Annotated in this window: 25 protein-coding genes; 14 read left to right on the forward strand and 11 right to left on the reverse strand. The window is 36.1% G+C overall.

Annotated features, from left to right (window positions below):
• Positions 1-16 precede the first annotated feature (16 nt).
• Genes ACA100_RS08715 through ACA100_RS08725 form a run of 3 tightly spaced genes read left to right on the forward strand, consistent with a single transcriptional unit; the run spans position 17 to position 1,372 of the window.
• A complete protein-coding gene (locus ACA100_RS08715) occupies positions 17-622 on the forward strand; it encodes an MlaC/ttg2D family ABC transporter substrate-binding protein (protein ID WP_481077318.1) in 606 nt (201 codons plus the stop codon).
• Between the two features lie 9 nt (positions 623-631).
• Positions 632-910 carry an STAS domain-containing protein gene (locus tag ACA100_RS08720; protein WP_481077319.1) on the forward strand — a complete coding sequence of 93 codons (279 nt, stop codon included), beginning with the start codon at positions 632-634 and terminating at the stop codon, positions 908-910.
• Between the two features lie 3 nt (positions 911-913).
• Entirely contained in the window at positions 914-1,372 is a 459-nt protein-coding gene (locus ACA100_RS08725) for a GNAT family N-acetyltransferase (protein ID WP_481077320.1), read from the forward strand.
• 73 nt (positions 1,373-1,445) lie between these two features.
• Here ACA100_RS08725 and ACA100_RS08730 read toward each other — a convergent pair whose 3' ends face one another.
• From ACA100_RS08730 to ACA100_RS08745, 4 genes are all read right to left on the reverse strand, one after another.
• Positions 1,446-2,177 (reverse strand): amino acid ABC transporter ATP-binding protein, encoded by a 732-nt coding sequence (locus tag ACA100_RS08730; protein ID WP_481077321.1) that lies wholly within the window; start codon positions 2,175-2,177, stop codon positions 1,446-1,448.
• A complete protein-coding gene (locus tag ACA100_RS08735; protein WP_481077322.1) occupies positions 2,174-2,899 on the reverse strand; it encodes an ABC transporter permease subunit in 726 nt (241 codons plus the stop codon). Before ACA100_RS08735 ends, ACA100_RS08730 begins: the two co-directional genes overlap by 4 nt.
• Position 2,900: 1 nt before the next feature.
• The gene (locus ACA100_RS08740; RefSeq protein ID WP_481077323.1) at positions 2,901-3,635 is read right to left on the reverse strand and encodes an amino acid ABC transporter permease; all 735 of its coding nucleotides are present in this window, start codon (positions 3,633-3,635) and stop codon (positions 2,901-2,903) included.
• A gap of 81 nt (positions 3,636-3,716) precedes the next feature.
• Positions 3,717-4,607, reverse strand: a complete 891-nt coding sequence (locus tag ACA100_RS08745; RefSeq protein WP_481077324.1) for a glutamate/aspartate ABC transporter substrate-binding protein — start codon at positions 4,605-4,607, stop codon at positions 3,717-3,719.
• Between the two features lie 456 nt (positions 4,608-5,063).
• Here ACA100_RS08745 and ACA100_RS08750 point away from each other — a divergent pair, with 456 nt between their 5' ends.
• Entirely contained in the window at positions 5,064-6,272 is a 1,209-nt protein-coding gene (locus ACA100_RS08750) for a pyridoxal-phosphate-dependent aminotransferase family protein (protein ID WP_481077325.1), read from the forward strand.
• A gap of 77 nt (positions 6,273-6,349) precedes the next feature.
• Here ACA100_RS08750 and ACA100_RS08755 read toward each other — a convergent pair whose 3' ends face one another.
• Entirely contained in the window at positions 6,350-6,832 is a 483-nt protein-coding gene (locus ACA100_RS08755; RefSeq protein ID WP_481077326.1) for a Spy/CpxP family protein refolding chaperone, read from the reverse strand.
• A gap of 158 nt (positions 6,833-6,990) precedes the next feature.
• Between ACA100_RS08755 and ACA100_RS08760 the strand changes: the two genes are divergently transcribed.
• Together ACA100_RS08760 and ACA100_RS08765 are read left to right on the forward strand one after the other, a co-directional pair.
• The gene (locus ACA100_RS08760; RefSeq protein WP_481077327.1) at positions 6,991-7,677 is read left to right on the forward strand and encodes a response regulator; all 687 of its coding nucleotides are present in this window, start codon (positions 6,991-6,993) and stop codon (positions 7,675-7,677) included.
• Positions 7,678-7,683: 6 nt separating this feature from the next.
• Positions 7,684-9,009 carry an ATP-binding protein gene (locus tag ACA100_RS08765; protein WP_481077328.1) on the forward strand — a complete coding sequence of 442 codons (1,326 nt, stop codon included), beginning with the start codon at positions 7,684-7,686 and terminating at the stop codon, positions 9,007-9,009.
• Here ACA100_RS08765 and ACA100_RS08770 read toward each other — a convergent pair.
• The 5 genes from ACA100_RS08770 to rsmI are packed head-to-tail and all read right to left on the reverse strand — an operon-like array spanning position 8,990 to position 13,421.
• Entirely contained in the window at positions 8,990-9,763 is a 774-nt protein-coding gene (locus ACA100_RS08770) for a phosphodiester glycosidase family protein (protein WP_481077329.1), read from the reverse strand. The genes ACA100_RS08765 and ACA100_RS08770 overlap by 20 nt on opposite strands.
• Before the next feature lies 1 nt (position 9,764).
• A complete protein-coding gene (locus tag ACA100_RS08775) occupies positions 9,765-10,541 on the reverse strand; it encodes an inositol monophosphatase family protein (RefSeq protein ID WP_481077330.1) in 777 nt (258 codons plus the stop codon).
• 15 nt (positions 10,542-10,556) lie between these two features.
• Positions 10,557-11,297, reverse strand: coding sequence for a beta/alpha barrel domain-containing protein (locus ACA100_RS08780; protein WP_481077331.1), 741 nt, complete (start codon positions 11,295-11,297; stop codon positions 10,557-10,559).
• Positions 11,297-12,547, reverse strand: coding sequence for an MFS transporter (locus ACA100_RS08785; RefSeq protein WP_481077332.1), 1,251 nt, complete (start codon positions 12,545-12,547; stop codon positions 11,297-11,299). Before ACA100_RS08785 ends, ACA100_RS08780 begins: the two co-directional genes overlap by 1 nt.
• Positions 12,548-12,578: 31 nt before the next feature.
• The gene (rsmI, locus tag ACA100_RS08790; protein WP_481077333.1) at positions 12,579-13,421 is read right to left on the reverse strand and encodes a 16S rRNA (cytidine(1402)-2'-O)-methyltransferase; all 843 of its coding nucleotides are present in this window, start codon (positions 13,419-13,421) and stop codon (positions 12,579-12,581) included.
• Positions 13,422-13,474: 53 nt separating this feature from the next.
• On the opposite strand from rsmI, the gene ACA100_RS08795 reads away from it, so the two are divergent.
• Positions 13,475-13,825: a YraN family protein gene (locus ACA100_RS08795; protein WP_481077334.1), complete on the forward strand. Its 351-nt coding sequence runs from the start codon at positions 13,475-13,477 to the stop codon at positions 13,823-13,825.
• Between the two features lie 12 nt (positions 13,826-13,837).
• Here the strand turns inward: ACA100_RS08795 and ACA100_RS08800 are convergent, their stop codons facing one another.
• A complete protein-coding gene (locus ACA100_RS08800; protein WP_481077335.1) occupies positions 13,838-15,253 on the reverse strand; it encodes a sodium:proton antiporter in 1,416 nt (471 codons plus the stop codon).
• 274 nt (positions 15,254-15,527) lie between these two features.
• Here ACA100_RS08800 and ACA100_RS08805 point away from each other — a divergent pair, with 274 nt between their 5' ends.
• The 7 genes from ACA100_RS08805 to ACA100_RS08835 all read left to right on the forward strand — a co-directional run bounded on the left by ACA100_RS08805 (position 15,528) and on the right by ACA100_RS08835 (position 22,872).
• Positions 15,528-16,871: a hypothetical protein gene (locus ACA100_RS08805; protein WP_481077336.1), complete on the forward strand. Its 1,344-nt coding sequence runs from the start codon at positions 15,528-15,530 to the stop codon at positions 16,869-16,871.
• An 82-nt stretch (positions 16,872-16,953) separates the two neighbouring features.
• A complete protein-coding gene (gene lepA, locus ACA100_RS08810) occupies positions 16,954-18,747 on the forward strand; it encodes a translation elongation factor 4 (protein WP_481077337.1) in 1,794 nt (597 codons plus the stop codon).
• Between the two features lie 13 nt (positions 18,748-18,760).
• Positions 18,761-19,567, forward strand: a complete 807-nt coding sequence (gene lepB / locus ACA100_RS08815) for a signal peptidase I (RefSeq protein ID WP_481077338.1) — start codon at positions 18,761-18,763, stop codon at positions 19,565-19,567.
• Between the two features lie 2 nt (positions 19,568-19,569).
• Complete coding sequence (gene rnc / locus ACA100_RS08820; RefSeq protein WP_481077339.1) at positions 19,570-20,244, forward strand: ribonuclease III; 675 nt, start codon at positions 19,570-19,572, stop codon at positions 20,242-20,244.
• Positions 20,241-21,137 carry a GTPase Era gene (era, locus tag ACA100_RS08825; RefSeq protein ID WP_481077340.1) on the forward strand — a complete coding sequence of 299 codons (897 nt, stop codon included), beginning with the start codon at positions 20,241-20,243 and terminating at the stop codon, positions 21,135-21,137. Before rnc ends, era begins: the two co-directional genes overlap by 4 nt.
• A gap of 1 nt (position 21,138) precedes the next feature.
• Positions 21,139-22,026: a DMT family transporter gene (locus tag ACA100_RS08830; protein WP_481077341.1), complete on the forward strand. Its 888-nt coding sequence runs from the start codon at positions 21,139-21,141 to the stop codon at positions 22,024-22,026.
• Positions 22,027-22,029: 3 nt separating this feature from the next.
• Positions 22,030-22,872: a 23S rRNA (adenine(2030)-N(6))-methyltransferase RlmJ gene (locus ACA100_RS08835; RefSeq protein WP_481077342.1), complete on the forward strand. Its 843-nt coding sequence runs from the start codon at positions 22,030-22,032 to the stop codon at positions 22,870-22,872.
• The last annotated feature ends 109 nt before the right edge of the window (positions 22,873-22,981 follow it).

A 22,981-nucleotide genomic window follows, 5' to 3' on the forward strand; every position in this document is an offset into this window, starting at 1 on the left:
ATAGGGAATAATAAGTATGAAACTTTTGAGTATATTTAAATCTATTATATTGGTGAGTGTATTTTCATTGTTTTCAATTAGTCATGCAGCTGATACGCCTGAGCAGACAATTGAAAAGGCTTCAACACAACTCATTAATGCTTTGAAAAAAGAAGAAGCCGTTTTGAAGAAAGATCCTAAAAAACTCTACAGTTTTATTGAAAAAACAGCTGTACCATATTTTGATTTCAATACGATGTCACAATGGGTCATGGGCCGTTCTTGGAGAGATGCAACGGCAGAGCAAAGAACTCGTTTTATGGTTGAGTTCAAAAAGTTATTGATCAATGCTTATGGTAATGCATTACTAGAATATACAGATGATAAAGTGAATGTATTTCCATTGCCACCAAATGCTAAAACAAAAAATGAAGTGACTGTGAAATCAGAGATTACATCTTCTAGTCATAAACCTGTGGCGGTTAATTACTCAATGATTAAATCAGGCGGTAAATGGTTAGTTTATGATGTATCTATTGAAGGTGTAAGCATTGTAACGAGCTATCGTGGTGAAATTCGTGAATTAGTGAATGCAAAAGGCATTGATGGCATGATCAATGCATTGGCTCAGAAGAATAAATAAGGAATAATCATGAATACAGGTTGTGTTGTATTGGATGAGCAAGGAATTTATCATTTAAATGGTGAATTTAATAAATTTACGATTCCTGCAAATGATAAAGACATTCGAGTACTATTTAAGAAACAACCGCCTGTATTATTATCTTTGGATGCTGTATCTAGTTGTGATAGTGCGTTGGTTGCATTATTGATTAGCTATAAACGAGATTATCCTGATCTAGTCTTACAAGCTCTGCCAGAACAGCTAAAAAAATTATTGTCGTTATATCATGTTGAAGATTGGTTTTAAGTAATGCATCAATTATTGGTGAGAGATTTTAAATCTACAGATACTAAAAATGCTGTGGATTTATATATTTCTGTTTTTTCGCAAGCACCATGGAATGATACATTAATAAAATCTGAGATTGAGTTATATTTTCAGCGTTTACAATCCATGAATACATTTTTAGGTTATGCATTATTGGATTCAAATACTGATGAATTATTGGGTATTTCTGTCGGGTTTATTCGTCCTTGGTATGGTGGTGAACAATATCATATGGATTCATTTTATGTATCCTGTGATCATCAAGGTAAGGGTTTTGGGTCGTTTTTTTTAAGGCAGATTAAAAAAGAGTTATTTACCATCAATATTCCACATGTTTTTCTAGACACAGAGAAAAATTTCCCTGCTGAGGATTTCTATCGTAAAAATGGTTTCACATCTTTGGATGATTCCATCAATTTGGTTTGTGCGGTTGCCGAATGATCAATTTTTATAGACATTAAAAAAGGGAATTAGAAAATTCCCTTTTTTTTGCTGCAATTATTTTGCGGTTTTGTTAATCGAATTGAAAAATATTCTTCAAGAAATCTTTTGCACGATCACTTGGTTCACCATTGAAAAATTCATCTTTAGTAACATTATCAATAATTTCTCCTTGATCCATAAAAATGATGCGATCTGCAACTCTGCGAGCAAAGCCCATTTCATGCGTAACACACATCATTGTCATGCCTTCTTGTGCTAGTTCCACCATAACATCTAAAACTTCGTGGATCATTTCAGGATCCAATGCTGATGTTGGTTCGTCAAATAGCATGACAACAGGATCCATTGCTAAAGCGCGAGCAATAGCTACACGTTGTTGTTGTCCGCCTGATAATTGACTTGGATGTTTGTGTGCATGCGCCGATAAGCCAACTCGATCCAAAAGGTTCATTGCTTTTTGATATGCTTCATCAGGGTGGCGCTTTAGTACTTTTGTTTGTGCAATGATGAGATTTTTTTCAATGCTCATGTGCGGGAACAGCTCAAAGTGTTGGAAAACCATGCCAACATGTGCGCGTAATTGCGATAGGTTAGTGCTTGGACTTGTGACATCTGTACCATTAACAATAATTTTACCTTCTTGAATGGGTTCAAGTGCATTCACACATTTAATGAGTGTAGATTTGCCAGAGCCAGAAGGACCGCAAACGACTACAACTTCTTTCTCAGCCACATCTGCTGTGCAATCATTGAGGACTTTAAAGTTACCGTAGTATTTACCGACATTTTGAAAATGAATCATATTTTGTTCCTTGATTGAATATAACGTACGCCAGAAGAGACAGTGAAACAGATGACAAAATAAACGAAGCCTGCAAATAGGATGAACTCTGTTTTATAGTCATTGTTATAGCCGATGATATCTGTTGCACGGAAGAAATCTGTCAAACTGATAATATAAACAAGTGATGTATCTTGGAATAAGATAATGCCTTGTGTGAGTAATAATGGGATCATGTTGCGAAATGCTTGTGGCAATATTACATAACGTAAAGATTGAAATTTTGTCATGCCTAAGGCTAATGCTGCTGAATTTTGTCCACTTTTAACGCTAGAAATACCAGCACGAATGATTTCAGAATAGTAAGCTGCTTCAAACAATGAGAAAGCGATCATTGCAAGTAATAACCGATATTCAATATCGCCATCTAGTCCTAAATATTTTAATAATGTTGGATTAATGTGATCTCGCATCCCTTCGATCCATTCTTGTAAGTTTGGACCAATGATGAGATAGAACCACATCAAAACCATGATTAATGGAATAGAACGAAATGTATTAACATAAAGGGCGGCAAACCATGCAAAAGGTTTTGGCATGAATAAGCGCATGACCGCCAATATTGTTCCCCAAATAATACCAGCAACGACGGCAACACCTGTCACTTGTAATGTTACCCATAATCCTCTGAAGATTAGAGGATATGTATCTGCTAATACTGAGAAGAAAGTATATTCACCCATATTAATGCCCTCCTGAAATTAAGCCAGGAATTCGTGTTTTGACTTCGATGAAGCGCATTCCCCACATTAAAAGAACATTGATGGCGATGAAGATCACGGTAATCACGATGAATGATTCATAAGCTTTCGCTGTGTAATCATTGATTTGCGCTGCTTGGCGCGATAACTCCATTAATCCAATTGTTTGTAAAACGGCAGAGTTTTTAAATATGTTCAATAACTCTGAGGTTAAAGGTGGGATTACTATACGGAAAGCTTGTGGCATTAACACATAACGATAGGATTGAGTTAATGTGAAGCCCATTGCTAGAGCAGCATTTTTTTGTCCACCTGCTAAGGATTGGATGCCCGAGCGAACTTGTTCGGCAATACGAGCAGATGTGAAAAGTCCTAAACATAGAATTCCTGCCGTTAAAATTTGAACATGTGGATCGAGATCTTTGATCCATTTACCTAAATCTTTTGGTAAAAGTTCAGGCCAAACATAAAACCAAAAAAAGAGCTGTACAATGATTGGCACATTGCGTAACGATTCAACATACGCAGCACCAATAAAATTAAGAAATTTATTCGGCAATGTTCTTAATATGCCGACGATCGTTCCGCAAAATAGAGCGAGAACCCAACTCAGTGATGATGTGATCACTGTCCATTTTAGACCTTCAAGTATCCAGTCAAAATATGTTTCCGTTCCAACCGCTGGCTGGAATAGAAAGCTAAAATCTAAGCCAAACATTTTGAACCCCACAAAGAAGCCACCGCATAAGTGCGGTGACTTTAAGACGAATTACTACTATTATTATTTTTTTAAAGAGTATTACTGGAATGCTTTATCATTCGGTGCTTTGAATAACTCAATCATCTCTTCAGAAACTGGGAAGTCTAGGTTAACGCCGCGTGGTGGAATTGGCTGAGTGAACCATTTATTGTAGATTGCTTCTAATTCACCAGATTTAGACATTTCTGCAATTGTGACATCGGCGATTTCTTTAATGCCAGCATCATCTTTCTTAAACATACAAGCATATGCTTCTTTGCCTTGTGATGTACCTGTGACTAACCATTTTTGTGGATCGCGAGATTTTGCGCGTTCACCATATAATAGGGAATCATCCATGACGAATGCAGCACCGCGACCGCCTGATAACATCATGAATGCATCACCATGATCTTTCAAAGATTGAATTTTCATGTTCATGTTATCTTTTTGATTCATTTCATTCAAAATGCGCTCAGATGTTGTGCCTGCTGTTGTAATGACAACTTTATCTTTTAAATCAGAGAAATCTTTGACACCAGAATCTTTATCCGTCACTAATTTAATGTTGATGATGAAGATCGAATTAGAGAATCCCGCTTCTTTTGCGCGGCTTGTGTTGTGTGTTGTAGAGCCGCATTCGATATCGATTGTACCGTTATCGACTAATGGAATACGATTTTGAGAAGTGATTGGAGAAAGCTTCACATTGAGTTTTTTTCCTAATTTTTTCTCGATGTTTTCAACGATTTTCATACTGATATCGTGAGAATAACCGATGACATTTTGATTGTTATCATAGTATGAGAAAGGGATAGAAGATTCGCGGTGACCAACAGAAATTGTTCCTGTGTCATTGATTTTTTTTAACACACCAGTTAACTCTTGTGCAAAGCTAACGCCCATTAAACATGTGGATGCAACTGCTAAACCTAATAACTGCTTTTTCATAACTTTTCCTTTCCTTTGGTATTTTTTATTGGATGAGTTCTAACTTATAAAATATTTTGTACAGTACTGATATTTCTAAGCTCCTATTTTTTATATTACAAATAGTTTTTGATTGCAATCAAAATATGTTTTTATTATGTAGTTTACTTATTTTTATAAATTGTTTTATATTAATAAGTTATATTTTTCATTGAGTATCTTATGGTCATAAAATATATTTTTTTGATAAAATTTAAAGATTTTTACGTGATTTATAGATTGTTTATTTAAAAACAACTGCTTAATTGCTGTTTTTTATGGTTTACAAGCTACATTTTTGTGTTTTGGCATGTTAGTTCAATTATTTCAAATAATTCCGCGGTCTTTTTAAGAATATTTAGCTAATCTCTTGCGCTATTGAGTGAATGAATATGATAAAACTAGAGTGATATAAATTCATTTGAGTGGAGGGAAATTATGATTTCAGAGTTTTATACGCCAATTCGTACCATTATGACACCAGGTCCTGTTGAAGCTCATCCATCTGTTTTGCGCAAGTTAGCAACACCAACTATTGGGCAGTTTGATCCATACTTTTTAAAGATCATGGATGATGTTAAAGAAATGATTAAAGTGCCATTTCAAACTCAGAATGAACAGGCTTTTGCTGTAGATGGAACATCTCGAGCAGGATTGGAAGCAGCTTTGATTGGTTTGATTGAAGCAGGCGATAAAATTTTAATTCCTTGCTATGGGCGATTCAGTTATCTATTAGGGGAAATTGCAGAACGAGCCAAGGCCAATGTGATTTATTTGGAGAAAGATTGGTATGAACCCTTTGAGCAATCTGAAATTATAGCGGCGATCCAAGAGCATCAGCCTAAAATCGTAGCGTTGGTTCATGGCGAAACGGCTAATGGGCAAATGCAATCTATTGATCAAGTTGGTGCGTTTTGTCGTGCAAAAGATATATTTTTTGTTGTGGATGTTGTGGCAACTTATGGCGGCATTCCTTTGGCGATTGATGATTGGTGTGTTGATATTGCAATTGCAGGCACGCAAAAATGTGTGAGTGTACCATCAGGTTTAGCGCTGGTGACTTACAATGATCGTGTTGAAAAAGTTTTGACAGCGCGTTATCAAAAAGAGCAAGGTTTGGGGAAAGATATTCGCAATGATAATCATGTATCAAGTAATTATCTTGATCTAAGCCAATTACAGAGATATTGGGGTAAAGAGCGAATTAATCATCATACAGAAGCAACTTCTATGATTTATGGTTTGCATGAAGGTTTGCGCTTATTGATTAATGAAGGGATGGAAAATGTATGGCATCGTCATGCTGTGAATAATGCGGCGATTGTAGCAGGGATTGAGGCGATGGGGCTTAAGATTTATGGTAATCCTGAGCATAAAATGGCGACGGTAACGTCAATTGTTGTGCCAAATGGGGTTAACTGTGATGCAGTGCGCACTATGTTATTGGATGAGTTTGGTGTAGAAATAGCAGGTTCTTTTGGCCCGTTAGCTGGTAAAGTTTGGCGAATTGGTAATATGGGCTTTAGCAGTCGTAAAGAGAATGTTTTACATGTTTTAGGTGCATTTGAGGCTGTGTTATTGTTCTTTGGTGCGGAGATTAAGCCAGGAATGGCTGTGCAAGCTGCGCTAAAAGTTTATAAAAATTAGCCATATAACTTAAAGTTATAAATATTCAGCAATGGAAAAACCCGCATTATTTGCGGGTTTCTTTGTGAGTGGATATTTTACCAATCCATCTGTTGGCGATTGTGTTTATAGCCATTCATGCAATTGTTGCCTTTTTGACCTTTCATATGTTTGCCATTTCTATGTTGTTGCATCATATTTGCATGTTGTTCGCGCTGCTCAGGTGTTAAAATTTGGTTCATATCATATCTATGTTTCATCTTGCGTACAGCGCGTTCATCTCTGTGTTTTTGCGCTAGTTGTTTAGCTTCATCTGCATTGAATGTTGGGTTGTTATAGAACTTGTTCATTTCAGCACGGCGAGCTTCACGTGCAGCTTGCTTTTCAGCTCTCATATTGTCACGTAATGATTGCATTTGTGCGACTTGCTCATCTGTTAATTGAAGTTCTTGGCATGTATTATTGTAGCCGTTATTCATCATATTTTGGCGTTGTCCTTGACCATTTTGGTTCATTTGTGCCATTGCTGCACCAGACAAAGACATTAATGCGATAACTGTTAATGCAATTTTATTGTTCATGATAGTTCCTTTCTTTAGTTGTTGAACGATGTTTTTGTGGATTGAGTGTATAGTAAATCTCTAGATGTAAAAGAGCTTCCTTCTATTGTAAACACGCGTAAATCTTTATATAAACTTATCAATTGAAGCTATAATACTAGCAAATTAAGGAGATAACGATGGAACATATTCTAATAGTTGATGATGACTTACAATTACAATCTTTAATTTCAGAGTTGTTAACTTTTGAAGGCTTTAAAGTAGATGTTTGTAATAATGGGGAAGAGTGCATTGAATATATGAAGCATACAACGCCAGATGTACTTGTATTAGATGTTATGATGCCCAAAAAAAATGGCTGGGATACATTACGAGAAATCCGTCAAACTAAGCCTTTATTGCCAGTATTAATGCTTTCCGCTAAAGGTGATAGCATTGATCGCGTTCTTGGTCTTGAATTAGGTGCTGATGATTATATTGGTAAGCCATTTGATGATAGGGAGTTGATTGCGCGCATTCGTGCATTGTTGCGTCGCGCACATGCGGAAGACATTCCACAAGATACAAAAGTCATTAAAGTGGATCAATTGGAATTGAATCAGACTCAATTTCAAGCAACATTTTCAGGTGAGCCAATAGATCTAACTTATACAGAATTTTCTTTGTTGTTATATATGGTGAAAAATAGAGGCAAAGCTATCAGTCGTGATGAATTGAGTCGAGAAATTTTAGGTAAACGTCATCAGGCATTTGATCGAGTGATAGATATGCATGTGAGTAATTTGCGTAAAAAAATTCCTGATCGTGAAAATGGTATGCCATGGTTTAAAACAATACATGGTTTGGGTTACATGTTTATCGAGTAAATGATTATGCGAAAATTTTTCTCTTTGTTAAGTGTACGAATCTTTTTAGTGTTTTTGATTTATTGCATTGCTGTCGTGTCGATTGCGATTATTATCCCGACGTTGGATCAACGTCGAATTAGGCAAGTGCCAGAGATAGAAAAAGAGAAAGTTCAGCATCGTTTGCAACGTTTATTGAGAATGAAGCATGGTAATCAAGGGCGATTCATTGCCATCCCGAAAACCAATGATCCTGAATATTTGGCATATTCGATTAGCAGCGTGGATAATCAGGATTATCGTGAATTTATCACAGCAGTCGTTGATGAGGATGAGCCTTACCAACAAGCGATTAATACGCAGATGATTATGGGACCATTTGAAGTGGAAGGTGTACGTTATCAATTTTATCTGCTTTTCCCGAAGTTGCCACAATCATATTATGTGAGCAAAATGTTTAATTCACCATCATTGCTGATATTACTGATGATGTTTGCGAGTTTACCTTTTATATTTTTGCTAACTTATTCGTTGTATCGTCCAATTATGCGGTTAAAAAAGGCATCTGATCGAGTTGCCGCGGGAGATTGGGTTGTGGACCCGAAGCTGGAGCAAGGAACTTTGGAGTTTGGCTATCTTGGGCAAAGTTTTAATAAAATGGTGACTGCATTACAAGAAGCTGAGGCAGAGAAAAATCGTCTTTTTGGTAATATGTCGCATGAATTGAGAACACCATTGACGAGAATTCGTTTGACGAATGGCATGCTGCGTCGTAAAACAGATGCTAGCTTAGAGCCAGATATCGATCGTATTGAGCAAAATTTGATTTTAATAGAAGATAGAATTCAATCGATGCTGTCATTGTCGAGGGAGCTTATTCTAAGCCGCAGTAAATATGAGTTGACTGGTTTGCAAGAAGCTTTGATTGAGCTATTGGCAGAAGCAACATTTGAAGCAGAGGCAAATGGAAAAGCTTTGGTGTATCAAAATATTCCAGATGTTCAGTTGTCATTGAATGTTGAAAATTTTAGAAGTGGTATAGAAAATATTTTACGAAATGCGATCCATTATACGCGAAGTCAAATAGAAGTGGATTTTCAGGTTAATCAAAATGAGCTTTGCATTAAGATCTCTGATGATGGTCCAGGCGTTAAGCCAGAGGATTTAGAACGATTATTTGAAGCTTTTTATCGCTCCGAAAATACAGAGGTGGAAGATTCGCATGGTGCAGGATTAGGTTTGGCAATCGCAGGTCATATGATTAAAAGTCATCATGGCACGATTAAAGCTGAAAATGGTCAAGAATCTGGTTTGATTATTATTTTAACATTGCCTATTGTAAAGGCGCTGTAATTGCCCAAATGCCAACATAAGGGCGCACATTCCAAAACGGTGCGCCATAAATTTTTCCTTGATAATAGAGTTGTGATAATGTGCCATCTAGATAAAGAGCATTATTGCAATTCAGTTCATTTTGGAAAAACTTTGCAAAATAGTAGAAGTTGATAGGGTTTTGAGTGACGACAAAATAGGTTTGACGATCTTTAACGCAAACACCGCTGCGGTATTTTAAGCTGTCCGATGATGCAAAAAATTTAGGATGAAGTTTACCATCTACAATTAACATCGGGCCAGATTGCGTCGCATAAGTCGCATTGTATTTTTTTTGATCTTTGAGAAAAGCTTCAGTTTCTAAAACATGATGTCGACCTGTTTGATCTATGAAAAATACACCATTAGGAATGAGAGAAAAATTGCCCTTAGCATCTTTTCGCGTGACTTGGTTCAATGCTTGTAGGCGAATGCCATCCTCAACATGCCAGCCAAGGGGCGATTGATCTTGTCCGAATATTCCTGAATTAATCGCAAATATAAGTTTTTTATTTTGTTTTGAGAGCGTTTTGATTAAACCATTAAAAGAACGATAGGCTTGCTCTTGATTGGGTTGTTTCCAAAAAAGTTGCAAGCCATCATCTTCAGAAATCTCAACAGTTGCAAAATCAACATTGTGATACTTTTGCTCAGTGATATTGAGTGCAAAAGTCGGGCTTTGTATTGAAATAAAGCCCAATGCAATGAAGATATGTTGAGATTTCCAATGGCGCATATTATCTAGATTGATGAATGGATTGTAATAACGGTTTTAATAGTTTTGGTGATGCAAATGCTGCATTTTCTGAGCTTAAATCAACCTCATTACCGCGGAAATCTGCTGCCAATGCACCGCTTTCCAAGGCAATTAAAACAGCTGCTAAATGATCACAAGCATTGAATTCTGTTGACCATGCAGCAGAAGCTTTGCCTTCAGCCATATCACAAATTGCCAATGCTGTATTGCCTGTCACGCGAACACCTAAAGATAGATGATGTAAATGTGATGTCATCAATGCATATTCTTTAGTTAAAGATTTATCATTGGTGACTAATAATGCATCAGATAATTTACCGCTGTGTTTTGGTAAGCGCATGCGAATATCATTCACGGTTGCACCTTCATTTTTAACAGCCATATATTCTTTTTGTGATACAGGCATATAAATGTAGGCTGCCATTAATTTGTCATCCACCATATACGCAACAGAAACAGCGAAATCTGAGTTGCCACCTAAAAAGTTTTCTTTACCAACGATACCGCTAACATACCAATAATTTCTATTGTTAGGTTTGCCATGAATACCATCGCAACGAGTTTCAACAGTATTGTCAGGATAAGCATATAAAATTTCTTTAGCAATTTCAGATTCAATTTGCTTATAAAAAATAGTAAAACGCTCAGTTTCTTCACGTTGTGCTTGGCTTAATTTTGCAGTTTGCTCAAAAATTTGGTTAATTAAACGGCTAACTTTTGATACGCTTTTTTGTGCAATGGTTAATTGTGGATTCATAAGATTCTCAAACTATTAAGATAAAATATCGTGGTTTTCATTCAAAATCTCTAAAACAGAGCTTTCTAAATTTGGGCCACTTAAACGAAAATGTGAAGCGTCAACCCAAGATGTGCCAAATCTATTGATGACTTCTTCCAGATATTGTGAAGCTTCGGAGAAGCTATTATTGGTGGTTTGTATGTGTATGCCAATATTGGGATTCATATCCTGTATAACATTCAATATTGTTTGTACCATGGTTAATGTAATGTGCTGACGATTGCGTCCTGAAGTAGTTTTAATAAAGTTCATTTCACTGCGTGCAGCTAATTCTGAAGCTTTTCTGATCCATTTGGCATCTTGTAATATGCCTGCTTCTATGGTCAGTTTTAAGGGATAATCGCCTGCTGCTTCTTTCATGTTAGTGAGAAACTGTAAACATAAACCTGCTTGGCGATTGACTAATGCTTGATACGGAAAAACAAGATCTATTTCATCTGTACCCGCGGCAATGGCATTTTTCATCTCTTGTGTTGCATTGTAAGTGTTAAAATCCCCGTTTGGGTAATTAATGATTGTAGAAATTTTGGGGCAATTCTCTCCTAAAATCTCCTTAATCGGATTAATGTGTTGAGCAAAGGTTGTAATGGAGGCTATTTTACCTAATGTATTGACTTCTGACAAAACTTTATTGCCATCTAGGTTTAAATATAGATAGGAGAGATCGATGAGCCCAACCATTTTTTGTGCAACTTTAAATTTTAATGCTTCCATTATTGATTAACTTCGTCTGTTTCTTGAGTTTGAATATCTCTATCAGGTTTGACAGGATTCGCCATTGGCCATGCAATGATGAACCATATTGTTGTGAGGATAAATGTTAAATAGAACACATATTGAACGCCTAAATAGCCGCCAATGATTGAACCGAGCATACCGCCGATGGATGCACCTAAAAATTGTGATGAAGAAAATACGCCCATAATGGTGCCGCGGTAATTTTGATCTGCAAATCTTGACATTAACGATGGCTGAGAAGCTTCCATTATATTAAAACCGAAGAAAAATAGCGCAAGACTTGTAATGATCAGCCAGCGGCTTCCATCGCCAGAAATGAGCATAAATAAATACGATATTGCTAACAGGATTATAGCGAATAAGAATAAAATGCGATGTTTATAGAATCTTTCTGCTAATCCAACAAAAATAAACATCACAATGATGGAAACAAAAAAGGTTGCAGTGTAATAGAAAGCGGATGATATTGTAGAGATTTCCAATTGTTTAAACAGCAATGGTAATGTTGCAAATGTCATAGTGAGTAATAAATGGAGCATGAATGCACCAAAGTATAAGCGCACAACATTATTTTCTTTAAATGCGATCTGAGTGAGTTCTTTCAAGTTTTCTTTATGATCATTGTGTTTAGTTGGGGCAGGAAGATTCGGGATATATCGAATGACAATGTAAATGGCGCAAACACCTAACACTGCACATAAACCAAAAATTCCGTAACCTTTTGCGAGATAATAAATGACAGGCGCAATCGAGATGGCAACACCGAAGGTTAAACCAATGCTTACTCCAATAAAGGCCATGACTTTAGAGCGAATTTGCTCTCGTGTTAAATCTGTGGCCAATGCGAGAACAACCGCAGAAACAGCGCCAGAACCTTGAATGATTCTACCTAAAATTGCAATGTGAATATTGGATGCAAAGATTAAAATAATGCTGCCAATGGTGAATAGTCCAAGTCCTGTAATTAAAGCGGGTTTACGTCCAATTTTATCAGAAACGATGCCGAAGATAGGTTGTAATAAAATCTGTGTGATGGCATAACTTGCAAAAACTAAGCCAGTCAATGTTGGTGTTGAACCTTCCAAGCTATGGCTATACGTGGCTAATATAGGCAATATGATGAATATGCCAAGCATTCTAATGGAAAATAAACCTGCTAATCTTGCTGCCAATCCTTTTTCTTCGACAGTGAATTTAGAACTGGTATTGACTGATGATTCCAACATTATTAACTCTCAATTCCTTAATATTCATTAATTATACGTTATTTTGTATAGTCAGTGCAGTTTGATAGATATGGTTTTTAGATAGTTTGGTGATTTTCATTGCAATGCTGACCGCTTGTTTTAAAGGTAATTCAGCCAATAAAATTTCTAATAATTCTTGAAGATCGATACCATCAGTTGGTTCGGTTGTTGTTGCAGGGCAGCCTTCGATTACAACAACATATTCGCCACGTTGTTCATCGCTATGAGTTTGATAGTAGGTTAAAAGTTCTTCTAATGTATTGGATAGATAGCTTTCATAATGTTTTGTCATTTCTCTGCCAATGAAAGCATAACGATCTGCACTAAATACAGAAATAGCATCTTTTAGCATTTCAATGATTCTATGGCTAGATTCATAAAAAATCAGGGTGCGAGGATCTTTTCTTAAAGCATCCATTTTGCTTTTTCTACCAGAAGATTTAGCGGGTAGAAATCCTTCAAAGCTGAATCGATCTGTTGCGATGCCAGAAACAGAAAGTGCTGTAATTAACGCGCTGACACCAGGAATGGGAATGATTATTTGTTCTTGTTCGCGTAGAGCTCTTACGACTTTAAAGCCAGGGTCTGAAATTAACGGTGTGCCTGCATCTGAAATAATGGCAATGGATTGTCCATTATTCAATAGGTTGGAGATTTCATCAATACGATCGATCTCATTATGGTCATGAAGTGAGCGCATTGGTGTTGTGATATTGAATAATTGCATTAATTTTGCAGAGTGTCTTGTATCTTCAGCAAAGATTAAATCGACAGTTTTTAAGGTTTCAATAGCGCGAGGAGACCAATCCTCAATGTTACCAATGGGGGTCGCTACAACGTAACAAGTTGACATAGAGCTCTCTGATTCATAAAGTTAAGGTTTAGGATTATACAGGAAATCATGCAATGAGCGAACCGCAATTGATAGGCACATGGGGTGAAACATTGGCAAGGGAGTACTTAGAAGCACAAGGCTTGCAGTTTGTGATGAAAAACTATCTTTGTAAGATGGGGGAGATTGATATCATTATGCGAGACAAAGAGACGATTATCTTTGTGGAAGTCCGTGTGCGTAATACTCAATTGCATGGTGATCCTTTAGAAAGCATCACTTTTCAAAAACAATGTAAAGTGAGAAGGACAGCTGAACGATATTTGCAACAAACTAATCATCAAGGCGGTGCACGAATTGATGTCATTGGTATTGATACATCTGTAACACCGCCTAAAATCACATGGGTTGATAATGCTTTTTAGTTTATATGCTGATTACATTAAGAAAATCACATTTAATAGAATATAAACAGGCAATAACGTACCAATTGCTATGAATGCATAACCAAAGAATGTTGGCATTTTAACGCCTTGTTGTTCCGCGATACTTTTAATCATAAAGTTTGGTGCGTTGGCGATGTAAGTCAATGGCCCTGTGAATACTGTTGCCATAGAGATTGTGAGTAATGTTGTCGGAATGCTGTGCATTAAGTATTGTGTGCCATCTGGATGATCACCCACAGCCATTTTGAAGAAGACTAAATAAGTTGGGGCATTATCTAGAAATGCTGATAATGTTGCTGTAATCCAAAAGTAAATCACATTAATAGGATTGCCATCACTGTCATGAGAGAAACTCATGAGAAATTGTGTGGCAGGATGTTCTGCGGATTGTAGGATGAGAACAACGGGCGTAATTGTAAAAAATATGCCTAAAAAGAGTTTTGCAACTTCTAAAATAGGGCTCCATCTGAATTGATTAGCTTCTCTCAGCTGTTTTGGGGTGAATTTTAATGATATAAAAATGATGATTAGAAAGATAAGATCACGAAATAAATTTTCTAGTGCAACATTTGTATTATGTATTTTGAAATAAACATTAGGATTCCAAAATCCAGACATTATGATGCCTGCTAAAATTAAACCTATTAAGATAAAGTTGAATTTTCCTTGAATAGTGATGTGATTAACTCGTAAAGGTTGTGCTGGGATATTTTCTTTTTGAAAAAGTTTACTGTCGATTAGATAAAACATCATAAGCAAGAAAGAAGATGTGATTGTGACAGGTAGAAACATGTTTTGTAATGTCCATAAGAAGCTAACGCCTTCTAAGAAGCCTAAAAATAAAGGAGGATCGCCTAAAGGTGTTAATCCTCCACCAATATTGGCGACTAAGAATATGAAGAAGATCACGACATGGACTTTGTATTGACGGTTTTGGTTGGCCTGTAGGATGGGGCGAATTAATAGCATTGATGCGCCCGTTGTGCCCATAACAGAAGCCAACAGGGTTCCTATTAGTAAAATTGTGACGTTTAAAGCTGGACTGGGCGCGAATGTGCCTGATATTTGTATCCCGCCCGAAACAACATATAGTGTTAATAGTAATAAAATGAAAGGAATATATTCAGATAATATAGTATCTGTAAGTATCGATATACTGATGGGAAAACTAAAACCGATGAACAAAGGTATGAAAAATGCTAATCCCCAAGCAAATGTGATTTTACCATAATGTTTCAACCAAAGATTGGGTGTAAATAATGGTAAAAATGCGATAGAAGCGATTAAACCCGCAAAAGGAATTGTGTATAATAGTGATAGATTTGTGCCATCTATTGATATTGAAGCGGCAAGAGATACTTGAAATAAACTTTGTATAAATAAGAGACCAATTAAAAAAATGCGCATTACACCCTCTAAAAATGATGTACGAAATATGAAGTTAGAGTTATGTGGATACCGATGGGATCTTAGTGGATAAGATTCTGAATTAATTAGGATTACGGTAACTCATTGGTATTCTATCAAAAAAATCAAATATTATTTGAAATATATTCTCAAATGGATATTGGTCACAAAATAATCGCTTTTTGTAATATATTTTTAATATTAGTGGTTTATACTTATGAGATTGTTTGTAGACATTTATGTATGTATTGATTGGTTGTTTTAAAGGCTTACGATGAAATATAAAATAGTTTTTCGAGGAAAGTTTAACTCGGATGTTAATCAAAATGAAATTCTCGAGAATTTATCTGAATTGTTTGATGAATCTATAGAGGAAGCTCATCAAAGATTTTTTTCGTCTGCTAATAATGGCAAAGAAATTGTTTTGATCACAGGATTGAGTAATGAAGATGCTGTGGAGTATAAAGCGGCATTAGAAGAAGCAGGCGTTGAAACAGATATTGATTTAGACTTTGATATGGGCGATTTGGCGGATTTTAGTGATATTTCTGCTCAACCAACAACATCGTCATCAACCACAACCACTCAGAATGAAACTGCAACTTTAGTTTCTCGTAATGACTCAGACATAGCTTTAACATTGGATTTAATTGAAGATGAAAAGCCTGCGGTTGTAGAACAACGTAGAGGGCAGGTGGATATTCGTAAACAATTTTTAGAAGCGCAAGAATTTACTTTAATGAAAAATGACGATGATGCGGATTCTGTTGAAGAGAACCGTGTTGAGAAATTAAAGAAAATCACGAAACGCAGTGAAGCGCATATAGAAATTGATGACCGCATTCAAAGCGCGATTCCTCCTTTATTTCATAGCGGTGTTCGTATTGGGCGATTGAGATTTTTATATAGAATTACCTTAGCAATGGCTATTTTAATGACATGTCTAAATGTTGTGCCATTGTATCTACAAAGTTATATGGGGAATGTTGGTTTTATTCCTTCTTTTATTGCAGTATTTTTGGCTTTTATGTTTTTGATTATGATTGTGAGTCAAAGATTCTGTGATATTGATAATCTTACTGTGGGCGCCATGATATTTGTAATTGTTATATTAGGAACATTGATGCTGAGTTTCTTTATTAATGAATATTATGCTTTGAATGATGCTAAGGTGGATTTTGCTAAACAGTTTTTACAAAACAACTCTATGAGTCATAACTTTTTTTCGATGCAAAAAGTTTTGAATGCATATTTAACGGAAGCATCTCAAACGCATCTTTTACAGAAAATTGACTCGATCATTAAATGGATTGTTTATGTTGTGGTGTTTGGTGGTGCTGTATTATTGTTTGCATTACCAGGTGTTGAAGGCAATAATCAGTTTGGCGCACCTTCAGATATTCCAAATATTAAAAGTTTGGCGGGTTTTATTGTTGCGTTATTTTTACTTTTTTATAGTGCAGCATATCCATATAGCTCTAAAGAACACCGTGCAGAACATAAATTATATCAAATTGAACTGTATGAATATTTAGGTCTATTAAAACCTTTACCTGATGAATTTGAAACAGTCTATAAAGACTATTTGAAGAAAACTAAACAAAGTCTACGTAATTAATCTATAATTATGGTCCATAATTTGAATTCAGGAGAGAAATCATATAGAGTTCTCTCCTCTTTATTTGATAGAAATTTACTGCATGAAGAACATTAGAAACTTTTCCATTATTGCCCACATTGATCATGGTAAATCCACGATTGCCGATCGTTTTATTCAAATTTGCGATGGATTGAGCGAACGAGAAATGGCGGCTCAAGTTTTAGACTCTATGGATATTGAAAGAGAGCGTGGCATTACCATTAAAGCGCAATCTGTATCTTTGGATTATAAAGCGAAGAATGGAGAGGTTTATCATTTGAACTTCATTGATACACCAGGACACGTTGACTTCTCTTATGAAGTTTCTCGTTCGTTGTATGCTTGTGAAGGGGCGCTTTTGGTTGTAGATGCCGCCCAAGGTGTTGAAGCGCAATCTGTTGCTAACTGTTATACGGCGATTGATCACGGCTTAGAAGTTGTCCCTGTATTGAATAAAATAGATTTACCAGCGGCTGATCCAATGAAGGTAGCTGCTGAAATTGAAGATATCATTGGTATTGAAGCAATGGATGCAGTGACATGTTCTGCAAAAACAGGCATGGGCGTTGATGATGTATTAGAAGAATTAGTCACAAAAGTACCCGCACCCAAAGGAGATCCTAATGCACCATTAAAAGCATTGATCATTGATTCATGGTTTGACCCTTATGTTGGTGTGATCTCTTTAGTGCGTATTTTTGATGGTGTTTTACGTCCACGCGATAAAATGCAAGTGATGAGCAGTAAGCGCGTCTATCAAGTAAGCCATGTGGGTGTGTTTACACCAAAACGTGTTGACAAAGCAGAATTATCAGCAGGGCAAGTGGGGTTTGTCATTGCAGGTATTAAGGACATTGATGGCGTTCCAGTGGGTGATACATTAACGCTTGAAAACAATCCTGCGAATGAACCTGTTCCTGGCTTCCAAACGGTTCAATCACGCGTTTTCTCTGGTTTATTCCCTGTAGAGTCCACTGATTATGAGAACTTGCGTGAAGCATTGCAAAAATTGCGTTTGAACGATGCCTCATTAAATTTTGAACCTGAATCATCTCAAGCATTGGGTTTTGGTTTCCGTTGTGGTTTCCTTGGGATGCTACATATGGAAATCATCCAAGAGCGTTTAGAGCGTGAATATGATTTGGATTTAATCACAACAGCACCAACAGTTATTTATGAATTAGAAAAAACTGATGGTGAAGTGGTGATGATTGATAACCCCAATGATTTACCTCCTCCTAATAAAATCAAAGAATTGCGTGAGCCTATCATTCGTGCCAATATTTTAACGCCACAAGAGTATTTAGGTAATATTATTACATTGTGCGTTGAAAAACGTGGTGTTCAAAAGAATTTGGTATATGCAGGTTCTCAAGTACAATTACAATTTGAATTGCCGATGAGTGAAGTGGTTTTGGACTTTTTTGATCGTTTGAAATCAATTTCTCGTGGTTATGCATCATTTGACTATGAGTTTGTGCGTTATGAGCCTGCGAACTTGGTTAAGGTAGATATTTTAATCAATGGCGAAATGGTGGATGCTTTGGCCTTGATTGTGCATAAAGATAACTCTGTTTATCGTGGTCGAGAATTGGTTGAAAAGATGAGAGAATTAATTCCACGACAAATGTTTGATATTGCAATTCAGGCCGCTATTGGCGCGAATATCATCGCAAGAAGTACAGTTAAAGCAATGCGTAAAGATGTATTGGCGAAATGTTATGGTGGTGATGTTAGCCGTAAACGTAAATTATTAGAAAAACAAAAAGCTGGTAAAAAACGTATGAAGAATGTTGGTAATGTTGAAATTCCACAATCAGCATTTTTGGCAGTTTTACATACTGGTAGTAAATAAATAAGGAATTATAATGTTCTCCCAATTCACACATTATTTGGCAATTGCAATCGTTATCTCTGTTCCGATTACTGGGATTATTTTACTGATTGATAAGTTCTATTTTAAAAAACATAGAGCTAAAGATGCTAAATTACCAGCATTGGTGGATTGGTCTGCATTTTTATTTCCAGTTGTTTTAGTTTTAACAGTTTTGCGTTCATTCATTGCTGAACCATTCATTATTCCGAGTGGTTCAATGCAGCCAACATTATATGCGGGTGATATGATTGTCGCGAATCGTTGGTCTTTTGGTTTACGTTATCCAATCACAAATAAGCGTATTTTTAGTGAAGAGGGTGAAGGTGTTAATCGTGGTGATATTGCTGTGTTTAAATATCCTGTAGATCCGCGCATTAATTATATTAAACGAATTGTTGCTGTTCCAGGTGATGTTGTTGATTATAAGAATAAAGCTTTAACGATCAATGGTGAACCTGTGCAATATGAATATATCAGTGCCGCTTTAGAGCCAACCTCAGAAATGCTCTATACAGAATATTTACCATCAAAAGATGGTATTGTTGAGCATGGCATACAAGTTGCACCTTACAATACAACAGCTGATCATGGTATGGGATTGAAACAACAATTCCCATTCAAAGTGCCTGAGGGTCAATATTTGGCATTTGGTGACAATCGTGATAACAGCGCTGATAGTCGTTTTTGGGGGTTTGTTGCTGACGATCAACTCGTTGGTAAAGCCAATTTTATATGGATGAACTATAAATGTGTGACGCAATTGAAAGATTGTGACCATATTTTCACAATACTTAAGTAATTATGTTGGATCAATTACAAAAAAAATTAGATTATCGTTTTAATGATGCCGCCTTATTAAAACAGGCTTTGGTGCATAGATCTGTTTCTCGGTCTCACAATGAGCGTTTAGAGTTTTTAGGTGATGGCTGTTTAAATTTTATTATTGCTTATGCGTTATATGAGCGATTTCCTGATGCTAAAGAGGGTGAATTATCGAATATTCGCGCGCACTTAGTGAAGGAAAGTACGCTGCATAAAATTGCCAAGGTACTAGAATTACCTAAACATTTGGTAATTAGTTATGGCGAGCGCAAAAATGACGGCGCAAAGCGTGCTGGCATTTTAGCTGATACAGTTGAAGCGATCATCGCTGCTGTTTTTATCGATAGTGGTTTTGAGGCTGCACAAAAAGTTGTCTTAAAATTATATGATGCTGAGTTACATGCAATCCACGAATCTTCATTTAAATATGTTACGGAATCGGTTAAAGATCCAAAGAGCCGTTTGCAGGAACATTTACAAGCAATCAATCAAAACATTCCAGAGTATGAAGTTGTTGCTATTGAAGGTCAGGATCATGCCCAGACATTTAAAGTAGCATGTCATGCTCAATCAACAACAACTATTGCAGAAGGAACAAGCAAGAAGCGTGCAGAACAAAATGCTGCACAACTAATGCTTGAAAAATTATTATGAATCAACACGCTGGTTACGTTTCCATCATCGGTCGCCCTAATGTTGGAAAATCAACATTGATGAACCGTTTGATTGGACAAAAAATTAGTATTACATCGAGTAAACCACAAACAACGCGTCATGCAATTACTGGTATTTATACTGATCATTATTGTCAAGCGATCTTTATTGATACTCCAGGATTACACAAAGCTGAACATTCTGCTTTAAATCGTCATCTGAATAAAACAGCAACCAGCTCATTAGAAATGGCAGATGTTATTTTATTCATGGTAGAAGCATTAAAATTTACACCAGATGATGAATTGGCATTAAAACGATTAAAATACATTGAAAAACCAGTGATTTTAATCGTTAATAAAGTGGATCATATTAAAAATAAAGAAGAATTATTTCCATTTTTATCTGAAATGATGAGTAAACATCAATTTGCTGAATGTTTGCCAATTTCTGCTTTAGATGATAAACAGATGAAATTAGTGGTAAAAGCATTAACACATTATTTACCAGAACAAGATTTTTTATTCAGCGAAGATGAAATTACAACAGCTTCCAGTTCCTTTTTAGCAAGTGAAGTGTTACGTGAAAAATTAACGCGTCGTTTGAATCAAGAACTACCTTATGCTTTGACTGTGGAAATTGAAAGCTTTGAAGAAGAAGTTGAATTGATTCGTATCAATGCAGTGGTTTGGGTAGAGCGTGAAACGCAAAAAGGGATTGTGATTGGTAAAAATGGTACCACTCTCAAAGAAGCAAGTACGCAAGCACGTCAAGATTTAGAAAAACTGTACGATAAGAAAGTGTTTTTAAAAGCTTTTGTCAAAGTACGTCAAGGTTGGTCTGATGATGAACGTTCGTTGAATGCTTTAGGCTATATGGGAACAGATTTGTAAAATGCAAAAATCAGTCCAAGGTGCTTTATGGATGATCGCAACGGGTGTTGCATTTGCTGCGATCAATGTAGTGACACCCTATATTAGTCAACAATATCCGATAAGTTCAGAATGGACTGCATTTTTTCAATACAGCTTTGCTTTTGTATTCTTAATTCCTGTTTTTATTCAGGCAGGATTAAAACGCGTTGCGACAACACATCGTTTTTGGATTCATTTATTACGCATTTTAGCCGCCATTATTGGTGTGCAATTATGGGTTAAGGCATTGAGTCTGCAATTTCCCATTGGTGAAGGCGTTGCATTATTAATGACTTCGCCATTATTTGCGAGCTTAGGTGCTTTTTTATTTTTGAAAGAGAAAGCGACAGTCACAAGAATCGTTGTGACACTTGTTGGTTTCATTGGTGCATTGTTAATTCTCAGTCCAAGTTATCAAGCAATGAATTATGTGGCATTTTTACCATTGGCAGCGGCACTGTTTTGGGCCATTTATTCACTATTGATTAAATATTTAACGGATAAAGATCATCCGTTAACATTATTGTTTTATTTATATTTGTTAATGTTTCCCATTAATTTATTGTTGGCGATGACAGGGAATTTTTCCCATGGTATACAAGGTTTGGGATTCAATTTAACATTATCGTTATTAGGTTATTTGTTGGCATTAGGCTTTTTAACAATGATCGCACACTTCACTTTAGTTAAGGCTTACCAAGCAGCGGATGCGATCTATGTTCAACCATTTGATTATCTTAAACTGCCATTAAATACCTTATTGGGCTTTATTTTCTTTGGCTGGGCTGTTGGTACACAATTTTGGATTGGCGCTATCATTATGATTACAGCGCTGTTATATATTACTTATTTTGAGTCTCAAAAATAATTTATGCTAAGTTATCGACACGGATTTCATGCAGGAAATCATGCGGACGTATTGAAACATTACGTCCTTTTTTCTATCTTGAACTATTACAATGAAAAAGATAAACCTTATTGGTATATTGATACGCATTCTGGTGCAGGTTTATATGATATTAATTCCGAATTTTCTGAGAAAACAGGAGAATATCATGAAGGGATTGGTTTACTGCAAAAGCAGAAAAATTTACCTAAGGAATTGTTTAACTTTTTAGAATTTTTAGTGCAATTCCAGATGGATAAAAAACTTTATCCAGGTTCGCCTGTGATAGCACAAAAGTTGGTACGTTCTGTTGATCGCGTGAAATTATTTGAATTACATCCTGCTGATAGTGAACACTTAATCAATAATTTCAAAGGGCAAGGTGTTAAATATCAAATTCAGAAAAGCGATGGCTTTCAAGGTTTAATTAGCTTGTTGCCACCATCTACTCGTAGAGCTGTGATTTTAATGGATCCACCTTACGAAGATAAAAGTGATTATAAAACTGTTATTAGGACATTAGAAGAGGCTCAGAAGCGTTTTGCGACGGGTTGTTATATCGTGTGGTATCCATTGTTGCCCAGAGATGAAAGTTTAAATTTACCTAATAAATTGGGCCGAGTATTTAAGAGTGATAACTTTTTAAATGTGACACTGTCTGTATATGAAGGTCAAAAAGATGAATTTGGTATGTATGGTAGTGGTTTATTCATTTTAAATCCGCCTTATACATTGGAAAAAGAACTAGAAAAACTGATGCCCGTTTTGGTGGAAACATTAGGCCAAGGTGAAGGTGCTAACTATACTTTAGAAAGTTCAGCCAAGTAACATCAATTAAATATCTTCATATAGTAAAAAGCCCTGACATGGACATGATCAGGGCTTTTTTGAGGGGGGAGAGTAATCGTATAAAACAGTTTCATTGAATGTTGAAACT

Source organism: Wohlfahrtiimonas sp. XWW7, assembly GCF_056716055.1.

What these genes read in the sequence shown, in the direction of transcription:
- ACA100_RS08715 (WP_481077318.1), top strand. Translation starts at nt 17, where the DNA reads ATGAAACTTTTGAGTATATTTAAATCTATTATATTGGTGAGTGTATTT.
- ACA100_RS08720 (WP_481077319.1), top strand. Translation starts at nt 632, where the DNA reads ATGAATACAGGTTGTGTTGTATTGGATGAGCAAGGAATTTATCATTTA.
- ACA100_RS08725 (WP_481077320.1), top strand. Translation starts at nt 914, where the DNA reads ATGCATCAATTATTGGTGAGAGATTTTAAATCTACAGATACTAAAAAT.
- ACA100_RS08730 (WP_481077321.1), bottom strand. Translation starts at nt 2,177, where the DNA reads ATGATTCATTTTCAAAATGTCGGTAAATACTACGGTAACTTTAAAGTC.
- ACA100_RS08735 (WP_481077322.1), bottom strand. Translation starts at nt 2,899, where the DNA reads ATGGGTGAATATACTTTCTTCTCAGTATTAGCAGATACATATCCTCTA.
- ACA100_RS08740 (WP_481077323.1), bottom strand. Translation starts at nt 3,635, where the DNA reads ATGTTTGGCTTAGATTTTAGCTTTCTATTCCAGCCAGCGGTTGGAACG.
- ACA100_RS08745 (WP_481077324.1), bottom strand. Translation starts at nt 4,607, where the DNA reads ATGAAAAAGCAGTTATTAGGTTTAGCAGTTGCATCCACATGTTTAATG.
- ACA100_RS08750 (WP_481077325.1), top strand. Translation starts at nt 5,064, where the DNA reads ATGATTTCAGAGTTTTATACGCCAATTCGTACCATTATGACACCAGGT.
- ACA100_RS08755 (WP_481077326.1), bottom strand. Translation starts at nt 6,832, where the DNA reads ATGAACAATAAAATTGCATTAACAGTTATCGCATTAATGTCTTTGTCT.
- ACA100_RS08760 (WP_481077327.1), top strand. Translation starts at nt 6,991, where the DNA reads ATGGAACATATTCTAATAGTTGATGATGACTTACAATTACAATCTTTA.
- ACA100_RS08765 (WP_481077328.1), top strand. Translation starts at nt 7,684, where the DNA reads ATGCGAAAATTTTTCTCTTTGTTAAGTGTACGAATCTTTTTAGTGTTT.
- ACA100_RS08770 (WP_481077329.1), bottom strand. Translation starts at nt 9,763, where the DNA reads ATGCGCCATTGGAAATCTCAACATATCTTCATTGCATTGGGCTTTATT.
- ACA100_RS08775 (WP_481077330.1), bottom strand. Translation starts at nt 10,541, where the DNA reads ATGAATCCACAATTAACCATTGCACAAAAAAGCGTATCAAAAGTTAGC.
- ACA100_RS08780 (WP_481077331.1), bottom strand. Translation starts at nt 11,297, where the DNA reads ATGGAAGCATTAAAATTTAAAGTTGCACAAAAAATGGTTGGGCTCATC.
- ACA100_RS08785 (WP_481077332.1), bottom strand. Translation starts at nt 12,547, where the DNA reads ATGTTGGAATCATCAGTCAATACCAGTTCTAAATTCACTGTCGAAGAA.
- rsmI (WP_481077333.1), bottom strand. Translation starts at nt 13,421, where the DNA reads ATGTCAACTTGTTACGTTGTAGCGACCCCCATTGGTAACATTGAGGAT.
- ACA100_RS08795 (WP_481077334.1), top strand. Translation starts at nt 13,475, where the DNA reads ATGAGCGAACCGCAATTGATAGGCACATGGGGTGAAACATTGGCAAGG.
- ACA100_RS08800 (WP_481077335.1), bottom strand. Translation starts at nt 15,253, where the DNA reads ATGCGCATTTTTTTAATTGGTCTCTTATTTATACAAAGTTTATTTCAA.
- ACA100_RS08805 (WP_481077336.1), top strand. Translation starts at nt 15,528, where the DNA reads ATGAAATATAAAATAGTTTTTCGAGGAAAGTTTAACTCGGATGTTAAT.
- lepA (WP_481077337.1), top strand. Translation starts at nt 16,954, where the DNA reads ATGAAGAACATTAGAAACTTTTCCATTATTGCCCACATTGATCATGGT.
- lepB (WP_481077338.1), top strand. Translation starts at nt 18,761, where the DNA reads ATGTTCTCCCAATTCACACATTATTTGGCAATTGCAATCGTTATCTCT.
- rnc (WP_481077339.1), top strand. Translation starts at nt 19,570, where the DNA reads ATGTTGGATCAATTACAAAAAAAATTAGATTATCGTTTTAATGATGCC.
- era (WP_481077340.1), top strand. Translation starts at nt 20,241, where the DNA reads ATGAATCAACACGCTGGTTACGTTTCCATCATCGGTCGCCCTAATGTT.
- ACA100_RS08830 (WP_481077341.1), top strand. Translation starts at nt 21,139, where the DNA reads ATGCAAAAATCAGTCCAAGGTGCTTTATGGATGATCGCAACGGGTGTT.
- ACA100_RS08835 (WP_481077342.1), top strand. Translation starts at nt 22,030, where the DNA reads ATGCTAAGTTATCGACACGGATTTCATGCAGGAAATCATGCGGACGTA.